Source organism: Runella sp. (assembly GCF_027484545.1).
Classification (GTDB): Bacteria; Bacteroidota; Bacteroidia; order Cytophagales; family Spirosomataceae; genus Runella.
Genome location: NZ_JAIXST010000190.1, coordinates 1 through 12,060, shown reverse-complemented (window position 1 = coordinate 12,060; position 12,060 = coordinate 1). Strand labels below are relative to the sequence as shown.

The following is a 12,060-nucleotide window of genomic DNA, read 5'->3' as shown; positions in this document are numbered from 1 at the left end:
CTTGGTATTTGTAAATCGAATGATGCTTCGGTGCGTTTGAAAAATAAGAAAGCTGAGTGCTCTAATCAACAAAATGCCTGTAAAAACCAATGGCAATGTTTCTGTTTCTGTATGAGGAATGCGAAAATTAAAACGCAGCAGGTATGCCATCCATATGGAAATGAAGCAGATAAATAAATCGATGAGAAAAATTATCCAAACTGGAGTGTTGCGTTTGCCAATTGACATGAAGGCAAAGATAGAGAATTTGCAATTTTCGATTAGGTTTGCACCGCTTTTAAAATGTTATGCATATTTTATTTATTGTTCCGTACCCGATTGATAAAGCTCCGAGTCAACGTTTTCGGTTCGAACAGTACTTTTCTTCCCTTCAAAAAAAAGGTATAACTGTAACCGTTAAACCCTTTTTGAGCAACGAAATTTGGGATATTTTGTATTTGCCAGGTCGTTTTCCACGCAAAGCTTTGGCAATAATCGGCGGATTATTCAAAAGATTTTTCCTTCTTTTTACCTTAAAGAAATACGATTTCATTTTTATTCACCGAGAAGCTACTCCAATTGGACCTGCTTTTTTTGAATATTTTGCTGCACGATGGCTCAAGAAAAAGATTATTTACGATTTCGATGACGCCATTTGGATTCCAAATTACTCGGAAGCAAATAGCTTTTTCTCTTTTCTAAAAGGATATTCAAACGTTAAACACATTTGCAAATGGGTATATAAAATATCTTGTGGAAACGAGTATTTATGCGATTATGCAAGACAATTCAATAAAAATGTAGTTTACAACCCAACTACAATTGACACAGAAAATTACCATAACAAAGTTAAAAACCAAGACACAGATAATTTTGTAATCGGCTGGACAGGCTCACACAGCACCATCAGATATATTGAAGAAGTTATTCCTGTTTTAAGTGAGTTAGAAGAAAAGTATACTTTTCAGTTTATGGTGATTTCAGATTTAAAACCAACATACAACCTGAAATCTTTGGTTTACCACAAATGGAATAAGCATTCTGAAATTGAAGATTTATTAAAGTTTAACATCGGAATTATGCCTTTGAAAGACGATAAATGGGCAAATGGCAAATGTGGCTTTAAAGCGCTTCAATACATGGCTTTGGGAATTCCTGCATTGGTTTCTCCTGTAGGAGTTAATACCAGAATTGTAGACGATAAAATAAATGGTTTTATTTGCACTTCACCCGAAGATTGGAAAAATGCAATTGAAGCAATCATGAAAGATAAAAGTCTGAATAAAGAAATCGCAAAGAACACTAGGATTAAAATTGAAAATCATTATTCAGTAAAGTCGAATACAGCTAATTTCATTGATTTGTTTTCCTGAAATGAAAAAAGTAGTTATAGTTACATATTTCTTTCCTCCGTGCAACCTTACGGCTTCTCAACGCTCTTTAGGTTGGGCTAAATATTTAAAACAAGAAGGATTTCAGCCAATCATCATCACAAGAAATTGGGAACATCATATCAACGGTCCCGATGATATGCACCACGATTCCGGGAAAGAATTGCAGCATGAAGTAAATCCTGATTATGAAGTTTATTATTTACCATTTAGAGGAAATTTAAGAGACAGGTTGTATGCTAAATATGGCAAAAACAAATACAACCTGATTAGAAAAGTCCTTTCTTTTATTGAGTTAATCGGTCACACTTTTACCAACAAAGCGATACCATTTTCAAACATTCACGATTTTACAGAAAATTACATTCAAGAAAATAAAGATGTAAAAGCCTTGATTATTACTGGAAATCCTTTCGAGATTTTTAGGTTTGGCTATTTATTAAATAAAAAATTCAATATACCATGGATTGCCGATTACCGCGACGATTGGAACACCAGTGAGGTAAATGATAGCCGTGGTTTTCTCGGAGGAATTATAGAGAAAATGCAGCAACGCGATGAGAAAAAATGGGTGAAAACAGCCAATTGTATTACCAGCATTTCTCCTTATTATGCGCAAAAAATTGGAGATTACGTTCAAAAGGAAGGTCATGTATTGTTGAATGGTTTTTTTGAAGAAGATGTGAATTCTTATTTGCACGAAACGCCCTTCGAGAAATTCACAGTAGTCTACAATGGAATGCTTTATCCTTCTCAGGAAATTGAAGTGTTTCTAACTGCATTTAAGGATTTTGTAAGAAAGAATGAGCAACACAGAAACAAAATTTCTTTGAAGTTTCCAGGTATATTATTTTTGAAAGATGTTGCAGCACGGGTTTCTTTGTTGATGAAGGGTTTTGAAGATGTTTTAGAAATGACTGAAAGGATTTCAAGAACTGAGGTGCTAAAGATTCAAGCCAAATCTCATTTACTACTCATGGTGGCGCACAAAGGTGCCAAGGGAATTCCATCCAGTAAGATTTACGAATATTTAGGGCTCCAAAAAACTGTTATGATTTGTCCTTCAGACAATGATATCTTGGAGCAAACCTTTTCTGCTTACAATTTAGGCTTTGTTGCTCATAATGAGGAAGAAGCAGAAGTTCAATTGATGAAATTGTTTAATAATTATTTAGACAGGAATATCCCAATAAAAGCTGATGAAAACTATGTAGCTTCATTCAGTAGAAAACACCAAACAAAGGTTTTGGCAGATATTCTTAGAAAATTATAAAGCGCTTATTTTTAGCTGAAAAACTTCACATACATGTAGATAAAAGCGTAAATAAAGGTAACCAGCAAGATACCCTTACCTGTTTGCTCATAATATCCTTTTTGCATGTATTGCCTGAAAGGAATTAAGTTAGCCACAATACACAATACAAAAATGGTATTCTGCTCAAAAATCATCCTTTGTAATTTTATCTCCATTGCTTTGTTCAATGCGCTAAACAATAAATAAAACAGAATTGGAATTCCAGAACCCAACATTGTTCCAAAAGCAAAATTATCTTTTTTAAGCATCTAATTTCCAAGATTTTAATCTTTCAATTGTTTCGTGAGCAGTAATGTCAAATTTGCAGGGCACTACCGAAACATAATTATTTTCCAGTGCCCAGATATCGGTATCTTCACCAGTATCGTAGTTTTTAAACACTCCAGTTAACCAATAGTATGTTTTGCCCATTGGGTCTTTTCTTTCGTCAAATTCTTCTTCCCAATTAGCCCTGGCTTGTCTGCAAATTTTTATTCCTTTCAATAAATCAGCGCTCACTTTAGGAATATTTACATTCAAACAGGTTCCTTGAGGCATTTCAGATGATAACGCTGTTGCAATTACTTTTCTTGCAATAGTTTGAGAAACGCTGAAATCTGCATCAATCGAGTGGTCACACAATGAAAAGCCAATACTCGGAATACCTTCCAAAGCACCTTCCATGGCCGCCGACATTGTTCCAGAATAAATAACGTTGATTGAAGCATTGCTGCCATGATTAATTCCCGAAATTAATAAATCTGGTTTTCTGGGTAATAGTTTATTTACCGCCAGTTTTATGCAATCTACAGGAGTGCCGCTGCAGGCGTATTCTTTTTGGCCATCAATAAATACCTCATTTATTCTCAAAGTTGAGTTTATTGTAATGGCGTGACCCATTGCAGATTGCGGTTTGTCGGGAGCAACTACCATCACCTCACCAAACTCTTTAGCTACTGCAATTAAAGCTCTAATTCCTGGTGCAGTAATTCCATCGTCATTACAAACCAATATCAATTTAGGGGAAGACATCTTTTTTTCTGTTTTTCGGAGTGCAAACATATTCGATATTTCCATTGAAACTCATTAAAACCACGTTTAAATACTAACTACGATTAAATTTATAGCTGATAATCAGTCAATTTGATTTTTTTTTCAAGAAATGTTTGTAAAAATGAAAATCTGAGTACATTTGCAGCCCCAACGGTGAGGTGGGTGAGAGGCTGAAACCACCAGTTTGCTAAACTGACGTACGGGTAACTGTACCGCGGGTTCGAATCCCGCCCTCACCGCCAGTAAGTTTTGGAACTTTAGGGTTACAAAATGGGGACAAAAAAATTACCTTCGGGTAGTTCGGGATGTAGCGTAGTCCGGTCATCGCGCCTGGTTTGGGACCAGGAGGTCGCAAGTTCGAATCTTGCCATCCCGACTTTTAAAGTGCCTTAATCTACTTAGGATTAAGGCACTTTTTTTTATGTTCAAATGGAGAGTAATGGATCAATTTCAAAAGTTGTGGAGGACGTTGAATTTTTTTAGAATCACGTTCATTGTGGAACATTCGGAAAGGTTGGGCAGTTTCGATAATTGTTTTTTCCATCTTTAACCAACTCTCCTGAATTTTGAAGGCCAATTATCACTGGGTAAAATAAAAAGTTAAGGAAAGTCAAAACTAAAAGCCTTAGCGGTCTTAACTCATATAGATTTGTGAATCGTAAGTAAAGCAATCCAGATTTTTTACTTTTTTAAATTGGAGGCTACAAATTTGTTGAGGTATTAAAGAATTTAGTGGAGAAATTAATGCCCTAAATACCAAAGCCGCCCTAAAATTTCTTTCAAGGCGGCTTTTTATGGGTATAAAACTATACTCCGAGATTCAATATTGGTTGAAAATTACAATGAATTACCAATCCCTACAATGACGACTGAAAGTAAAATAGTAGCGATTCCCAATACAATTGTACGGAAAGTTTGAGGAGAAACGGATTTCCATTCCTTGAAATAAAGCCCCCAGAAATTAGCTGTTAAAATAATAGTTGCCATGTGAAGTATCCATGAACTTGCACCGTTTCCTAATTTACTTTCTCCCATACCGTAAAAGAAGAATTGTAAAAACCAGGTTGTTCCTGCCAAGGCTGAAAAAATGTAGTTTTTTGTTAAGGGACTTTTTGGATTCGTATAGTCACCAAACGATTTATTTCTACTGTTAAGAATCATGCACCAAATAAAATTAGTTGTTAGCCCTCCCCACAGCAGCACTACATAGATTACATTATTTTGATAAAGTGGATTCATTCCGGTCTGCACGGCAGCTTCTGCCATTGGTTTTCCTGCCTCGATTCCAAAATTGAAACAAGCACTCAGAATACCTGAGACAATGGCTACAAATAATCCTTTGCCAACATTGAATTCAGCTACGCTTTTTTGCTTTTCTTCCGTTGAGAGCTCCCGCTCTTTCATCATTCCTGCTCTTCCGCAAATGTAAATTCCAAGTAAACAAACGGCTATACCCAATAATACAATTCGCCCTCCATACGAATTAGCCATATCTACAATAGAGGTTTTTCCTTTAGCCGGGTTGAAGGCATAATAAATAGCCGGTACTAAAGCTCCGAAAGCTGAACAGAAACCAAGGGTAACAGAATTTCCTAAAGACATTCCTAAATATCGCACTCCTAACCCATAGGTAAGACCGCCAACTCCCCAAAGTAGTCCGAAAAAAATCGTTAATTTGATGACATCAGGAGAAGTTGTTTTGATAATTTCTTCAAATCCAGGTATGGTTAACCAAGCGGCCAAAGGAGGCACAATTAACCAGGAAAATAAGCCACCGACAATCCAATAGCTTTCCCATGACCAACCTTTGACCTTTTTGTAGGGCATATAAAAACTGCCTGATGCAAATCCTCCGATTGAATGAAAAACAACACCTAAAATAGACTCCATGAGAAATTGATTTTGTTTTAGTAAGAATAAGAATTGTTCAATTTTTACAAACTTAGATAGGTCAAAATAGTCAACCGTCCTTGACTGTCATGTTATTGGTATTTTATACTGTAACTGATTAAATTTTAGTGAATTATTCTTCCTAATTAGGGAGTGAGCGGTGTAAAATTGAGGAAGTTCTTGCATGAGGGGGTTAGGAGACGTAATTTTGACCTCTCAATTTCGTAAAAATTAACGCGCAATACGCAACATCTGCCAATGATTTTATACAGTACCAAAAATCAGCATCTTAAAGCTTCACTGGAAGAAGCTGTTTTTCGTAGCCTTCCTCCTGATAATGGACTTTATATGCCTGAATTTATTCCAAAAGTTTCAACCGAATTTTTAAATAAAATTGAAAATTTGACTTTCAATGAAATTGCTTTTGAAGTATCGAAAACATTGTTGAGTGAAGATATACCGGAATCGGATATTCGGTTGATTGTGGAACGCGCGTTTGATTTTGATGCTCCTATAGTACCGATTGAAGACAAGACGTATTGCCTTGAGCTTTTTCATGGCCCTTCCATGGCATTTAAAGACTTCGGAGCTCGATTTATGGCTTCCTTGATGTCTTATTTCTTAGTGCGCTCGCAGAAAGAAATCCACATATTGGTAGCTACTTCCGGAGATACTGGTGGAGCGGTAGCACAGGGTTTTTATAATGTGCCGGGTATTAATGTTACCATTTTATACCCAAGTGGAAAAGTAAGCGATATTCAAGAAAAGCAGCTTACTACGCTTGGAGGTAACGTAAAAGCGCTGGAAGTGGACGGTACTTTTGATGATTGTCAGGCATTGGTGAAACAAGCGTTTTTGGACGATGAATTAAACCAAAAGTACAACCTTGCTTCGGCCAATTCAATTAATATTTCCCGTTTAATTCCGCAGTCGTTTTATTATTTCCGCGCTTATGCTCAAGTAAAGCATGTAGGATTACCTGTGGTATTTTCGGTACCAAGCGGTAATTTCGGTAATTTAAGTGCAGGTCTTTTGGCGTATCGTATGGGGCTCCCCGTATCGCACTTTATTGCCACTACGAATCGAAACAACGTTGTTCCTAATTATTTAGACAGAGGTGCATATCATCCTGTTCCATCCGTTGAAACAATCTCCAACGCCATGGATGTGGGTAATCCAAGTAATTTTGTACGGATGACTCGTTTTTTTGGCGATGATTGGCAACAGGTAAAGCAGGATATTTCGGGTTTTTGGTTTGATGACGAACAAACAAAAACAGCTATGCGCGAGGTATATGACCATACAGGGTATCTGATGTGTCCGCATACAGCCGTGGCGTATTTAGGATTGAAAGAGTATATCAACTTGACGAAAAAGGAAGTAGCAGGTGTATTTCTTTCGACGGCGCATTATGCTAAATTTTTGAATGTAGTGGAAGATGCACTCGGGACAAATGAAGTAGAAATTCCGACTCGTTTGTCTGATTTGTTAAGTAAACCCAAAGTGGCTACTTCTATCAGTAAGCACTTTGGAGATTTTAAAGCCTACTTACTGTCTTAATATGAATATTTTCGTTGCTCGAACTTCTGAACATTATCTTGCCGCTGTCGAACTTTTCAAGGAGTACGCTGAAGGATTAGGCATTGATTTACAGTTTCAGAAGTTCGATAACGAACTCCAAATTTTGCCAACCATGTATGGCCCTCCTACGGGAGAATTGTGGCTGGTCCAAGATAAAAATCGTTTTGTCGGTTGTACGGCACTGCGCCAACTTGACCCTCAGACCTGTGAATTAAAACGAATGTTTGTTCAACCGGCCTATCGAGGCCTGCATTTGGGTGAACAATTGATGAATACTGTATTGGTAACCGCCCGTGAGTTGGGATACCATTGTATGAAATTAGACAGCCTTCGTCGTTTAGAACCTGCGGTGAAACTCTATCTTCGTTATGGCTTTGAAGAAATTGCCCCTTATAACTACAACCCGGAACCAGATGTAGTGTATTTTGAGAAAAATCTCCTCCACTAATCTTCCGGTTCATCCCCAAAAAAATCCATTCATTTTGTCCTTTAACCGTTGGTGATAAAAAATATTTTATTACCTTGCATTGCATAGTACCTTTGAATCAACAATAAAGGCCAAAAGCCCTAAACAAAGTATCAATCAAAGCGAAATTGCTAACCAACTTTCTAACAATCAAACACAATAGCCATGAATAATAAACCCTTGCATCGTATTCAGAGTGAGGCCGTATTGGGCGGCGTAGCTGCCGGACTCGCGGATTATTTCAGTATAGATAAGGCTCTTATGCGAGTCATATTTGTAGTACTGATGATTTTTGCCAAAGGATTTCCCATTATTTTACTATATATTATTTTGTGGGTTGCTTTACCTAAAGGTGAACCAACTGCTGAAACGAACTGGACTGCACCCAATGTATCCGGACCTAAAAGAGACTATGGCCGAGGTGCTGAATTGATAGGTTATGCCCTTCTTCTCATTGGCGGATTTATGCTTTTTGACCGTCTTTTTTATTGGATGCACTTGCAGAAATTCATTCCGGCTGCAATACTCATTGGAATTGGACTTTTCATAATACTGAGAAGCAGTGATAAATCCAATACAACAATCGCTGACAGCAAGCCTGCAACGCCTTCGTGGACCGACTCTGCCCCAATCAATGACTGGCAACCTCCCAAAACTTCTGAATCAACGGAAACTACCAGTGAGTCAGAAGAGCCCAAAGCCTAATTTATATAAACCTCTAAATTTCTATAATTGCCATGAACTATCAAAGCACATTCTGGGGAGTTATCCTCGTATTAATCGGCGGCCTTTTGCTCATGCGTGAACTTTTCGATTGGTTCGATTTCGAACGATTCTTTTGGCCAGCCTTATTTATTGTGGGTGGTGCACTCTTGATTTTTAAAGATAAACTGAAGAAAATCTCTTAACCCCAGAAACCATGAAACAATCTTCAAATGCCCTTTTTTGGGGTTCGTTCTTATTGGCTGTAGGTTTACTGCTTATGGCCAAAACTCTCGGTTGGTTTCACATTGATTGGGGAATGACGCTTCGTTTTTGGCCGATTTTGCTAATCTTAGCGGGAGCTAGTCTGTTGCTTAAACAAAGTTGGTCAGGGGTTTTAACAGCTATTTTGATAGCAATTGCGATACCTTCAGCCATTATCAACGGCGCTCACAAAAAATTCGATGACTGGAACGACAGAGGCATCGAATTTAATTTGGACGATTTTGACGACGATGATGATAATAATAACGACGACGACAATGATGAGTATGACAAACGTTCTGAATCTTATCCCAAAGACGGCGATACGCATTTCTCTGAGCCATTGACCGAAGGTATTACCGAAGCAACGCTGAATTTTGGAGCAGGTGCGGGTGAATTCAAAATTGACGGAACTACGACTCAACTCGTGGAGGCTGATGCCGAAACTGAATTTGGCAATTACATAATGACAACCAAACGCAACGAAACCACGAAAACAAGCATTGTTGATTTTGAAATGGAAAGCAAAGACAGCACCAATCGCAAACGCATTCGTATCCGTGATTTTGATGATATGGACAATCACGTCAATATGCGTTTGAGCGATAAGCCTATCTGGTCGTTTGACATGGGATTGGGAGCGGGAAAAGGCAAATTTGATTTGTCGGCTTACAAAGTCAAAAAAGTAAAAATTGGCGCAGGGGCTGCGGAAGTGGATTTGAAATTGGGTGAAAACGTTGAAAATGACGCTGTCATTGACATTGAGGCAGGAGTCGCCTCTATTGAAATTGAAATACCCGAATCGGTAGGATGTGAATTTAAAATAGATGGAGCGCTTAATTCGAAGGATTTAGACAATTTTGAAAAAATAAGCGACGGACTTTACCGTACTTCCAACTATAATTCAGCCAAAAAGAAAATCAAAATTTCTTACGAAGGCGGCTTATCAAAGTTGGAAATCAACAGATATTAAAGGAGAGGAGTTAGGAGCCGGAATTGAGGAGTGAGAACGGAAGTACCCGTTCAGTAGAAATAAAGAATGAAAATGCTGTTGGGTTAAAATACCGGCAGCATTTTTGTTTTTTGTACCTTTGTATATTACACAACAAACCCGCCTGTTTTTCGTTAAAAACTGGCAAACATTCGCATAAAAATGAAAAAACTACTGACTGCTGTTGCATTGCTTACGAGCATTTCGCTTTTTGCCCAAAGCACTCCAAAAGAGTTTACGATTTCGGGAACGGCTAAAAATTTGCTGCCGAATGATAAAATCTACCTCGAAATAGCAGGCACTCAACCACTCATTGTCGTTGATTCGGCATTGGTAGGCGCCGATAAACGTTTTACATTTAAGCGTAAAGAAGTAGACGAAGGAACAGTTTATCAGGTTAATTTAGCCCGAGCTCAACGCGTAATTGTGTTGATTGAAGGCGGAGAAGCGATTGACATTATTGCCGATGGTACTGAAAAAGGCAACGCCGTTGTTAAAGGTTCAAAAAATAATGACTATTACCAGCAGTTGATTGGGATGTACAAAACCATGAACGACAAATCCCTCAAATGGCAGGAAGAATATGCACAGGCCGAGCAGAAAAAAGATAGTAAGAAAATTGCTGAGATTCAGCAGGCTTTTGAAGCTGCCGGCAAGGATTTTACGGCTAAAGTAAAGTCGATGATCCCTGAAATGGGAACTTCATTATCGGCTTTGTTTGCGACCAATTTCTTAAATCCTGAAGTAGAATTTGCTACAATTGATGCACTGGCAAAACGTTTTGAGAAAGAACGTCCAACCATGAAACAGGCTCAGGTATTCGTAGGAAACGCGAAAAGAATACGCGGTATTCAAATTGGAGATGAAGCACCGGAAATTACTCTAAACAGTACTGTTGACAAACCGGTCAGTCTTTCGTCATTGCGTGGAAAAGTGGTACTGATTGATTTCTGGGCTTCTTGGTGCGGGCCTTGCCGTCAGGAAAATCCTAATGTGGTACGGGTTTACAATCGCTTCAAAGAAAAAGGGTTTGAGATTTTCAGTGTTTCGTTAGATAAAGATAAAACTGCTTGGATAAAAGCCATTGAAAAAGATGGATTGATTTGGTCAAGCCATGTATCGGATTTGAAATATTGGCAGTCAGTTGCGGCCCAAACCTATGGAGTAAACGGAATTCCTGCTACTTTTTTATTGGATAAAGACGGTAAAGTAATTGCCAAAAACCTACGGGGCGAAGCCTTAGAAAAGAAATTAGAAGAGGTATTGAAAGTGAATAATTAGAATTCAGTTTAGATACTGACAACATTTTAAAATTCAAACTAAACTTTCCGGGTTATCATAACTCGGAAAGTTTTTTTATTTTCAACCAAATCTTAATCTTTACATCTTTTCTATTAAACAAACCCTTTACCATGATGCGTTTCTGCTACCCTTCTTTATATCTTTTTGTGTTGCTTTTTTCTGCTTTTACGGCCAACGCCCAAACTTCTGATTTTACCCCTGAACATGAGTTTACCAAAAACTGTGAAGGACCTTCCGTGGATGCAGAAGGCAATGTCTATGCAGTTAATTATGCGATAGACGGTACCATTGCAGAAATTCCCCGACGCAATAGAGCCAGCATTTTTCTGACCCTCCCTAAAGGCAGTACGGGGAATGGTATTCGGTTCGGCACTGCCAATACTTTTTACGTAGCTGATTTTACGGGGCACAATGTTTTGAAAGTAAATTTACAGACCAAACAGGTAAGTGTGTATTGTAACGAGCCGAGTATGAATCAGCCAAATGATTTGGCTATTACGCGCTCCGGGCATATTTTTTGCTCTGATCCTAACTGGAAAGAGGGGACAGGTCAGCTTTGGCACGTTTCACCGGCGGGGAAGGCCCGAATAATTGCGCCAAATATGGGAACAACGAATGGGATAGAAGTTAGTCCAGATGAAAAAACGTTGTATGTCAATGAAAGTATTCAATTGAACGTTTGGGCGTTTGACTTAGCTGCTGATGGAACGATTTCGAATAAGCGTCTTTTAATTAAGTTTAACGACGGTGGCATGGATGGAATGCGTTGCGACAATGCCGGAAATCTGTACATTACTCGTCACGGAAAAGGAGAGGTAGCGATAGTTTCACCTCAGGGCAAAGTAATAAAAACGATTACTACAAAAGGGAAAAGCGTTTCCAACATCTGTTTTGGTGGTAAAAAAGGCCGGACCTGTTACATTACCCTTCAAGATCGCGGTTGTCTTGAGACTTTTAAGGCAGATGCGCCGGGTCGAGAATGGGTAATGATGAGGGAGTTTTTGGGAAAGAAATGATTTTACTATAAATTTACTTACTGTAAATAATCTGTGCAAAAATGATTAAATTCAGGAAAAAACTATACTTATATGGCAACGATGAAAATTATCCTCACAGACGATTTAGGAGTAGGAATAAATACACGGAG

At 38.2% G+C, this 12,060-nt stretch carries 12 protein-coding genes and 2 tRNA genes; 11 read left to right on the top strand and 3 right to left on the bottom strand.

The window, feature by feature from the left end:
* Positions 1-407 precede the first annotated feature (407 nt).
* Both Q0081_RS17660 and Q0081_RS17655 read left to right on the top strand, forming a co-directional pair.
* Positions 408-1,352, top strand: coding sequence for a glycosyltransferase (locus Q0081_RS17660; RefSeq protein WP_298356072.1), 945 nt, complete (start codon positions 408-410; stop codon positions 1,350-1,352).
* 1 nt (position 1,353) lies between these two features.
* Entirely contained in the window at positions 1,354-2,643 is a 1,290-nt protein-coding gene (locus Q0081_RS17655; protein ID WP_298356069.1) for a hypothetical protein, read from the top strand.
* 11 nt (positions 2,644-2,654) lie between these two features.
* On the opposite strand, the gene Q0081_RS17650 is transcribed toward Q0081_RS17655, so the two are convergent.
* On the bottom strand, positions 2,655-2,933 hold the full coding sequence (locus Q0081_RS17650) for a hypothetical protein (RefSeq protein ID WP_298356066.1): 279 nt from the start codon (positions 2,931-2,933) through the stop codon (positions 2,655-2,657).
* The gene (surE, locus tag Q0081_RS17645; RefSeq protein ID WP_298356063.1) at positions 2,926-3,696 is read right to left on the bottom strand and encodes a 5'/3'-nucleotidase SurE; all 771 of its coding nucleotides are present in this window, start codon (positions 3,694-3,696) and stop codon (positions 2,926-2,928) included. The genes Q0081_RS17650 and surE overlap by 8 nt, the downstream gene beginning before the upstream one ends.
* 173 nt (positions 3,697-3,869) lie before the next feature.
* Between surE and Q0081_RS17640 the strand changes: the two genes are divergently transcribed.
* Positions 3,870-3,959 (top strand) — tRNA-Ser (locus Q0081_RS17640).
* 59 nt (positions 3,960-4,018) lie between these two features.
* Positions 4,019-4,093, top strand: a tRNA-Pro gene (locus Q0081_RS17635).
* Positions 4,094-4,554: 461 nt separating this feature from the next.
* On the opposite strand, the gene rhaT is transcribed toward Q0081_RS17635, so the two are convergent.
* Positions 4,555-5,607, bottom strand: coding sequence for an L-rhamnose/proton symporter RhaT (gene rhaT, locus Q0081_RS17630; protein ID WP_298356060.1), 1,053 nt, complete (start codon positions 5,605-5,607; stop codon positions 4,555-4,557).
* Between the two features lie 258 nt (positions 5,608-5,865).
* On the opposite strand from rhaT, the gene thrC reads away from it, so the two are divergent.
* The 7 genes from thrC to Q0081_RS17595 all read left to right on the top strand — a co-directional run bounded on the left by thrC (position 5,866) and on the right by Q0081_RS17595 (position 11,929).
* Positions 5,866-7,167, top strand: coding sequence for a threonine synthase (gene thrC / locus Q0081_RS17625; RefSeq protein ID WP_298356057.1), 1,302 nt, complete (start codon positions 5,866-5,868; stop codon positions 7,165-7,167).
* 1 nt (position 7,168) lies between these two features.
* On the top strand, positions 7,169-7,636 hold the full coding sequence (locus Q0081_RS17620; protein ID WP_298356054.1) for a GNAT family N-acetyltransferase: 468 nt from the start codon (positions 7,169-7,171) through the stop codon (positions 7,634-7,636).
* A gap of 183 nt (positions 7,637-7,819) precedes the next feature.
* Positions 7,820-8,359: a PspC domain-containing protein gene (locus Q0081_RS17615; RefSeq protein WP_298356050.1), complete on the top strand. Its 540-nt coding sequence runs from the start codon at positions 7,820-7,822 to the stop codon at positions 8,357-8,359.
* Positions 8,360-8,391: 32 nt separating this feature from the next.
* Positions 8,392-8,562, top strand: a complete 171-nt coding sequence (locus Q0081_RS17610; protein WP_298356047.1) for a LiaI-LiaF-like domain-containing protein — start codon at positions 8,392-8,394, stop codon at positions 8,560-8,562.
* An 11-nt stretch (positions 8,563-8,573) separates the two neighbouring features.
* On the top strand, positions 8,574-9,593 hold the full coding sequence (locus tag Q0081_RS17605; protein WP_298356044.1) for a LiaI-LiaF-like domain-containing protein: 1,020 nt from the start codon (positions 8,574-8,576) through the stop codon (positions 9,591-9,593).
* Positions 9,594-9,773: 180 nt separating this feature from the next.
* Positions 9,774-10,892 carry a TlpA disulfide reductase family protein gene (locus Q0081_RS17600; RefSeq protein WP_298356041.1) on the top strand — a complete coding sequence of 373 codons (1,119 nt, stop codon included), beginning with the start codon at positions 9,774-9,776 and terminating at the stop codon, positions 10,890-10,892.
* A 131-nt stretch (positions 10,893-11,023) separates the two neighbouring features.
* Positions 11,024-11,929, top strand: coding sequence for an SMP-30/gluconolactonase/LRE family protein (locus Q0081_RS17595; RefSeq protein ID WP_298356038.1), 906 nt, complete (start codon positions 11,024-11,026; stop codon positions 11,927-11,929).
* The last annotated feature ends 131 nt before the right edge of the window (positions 11,930-12,060 follow it).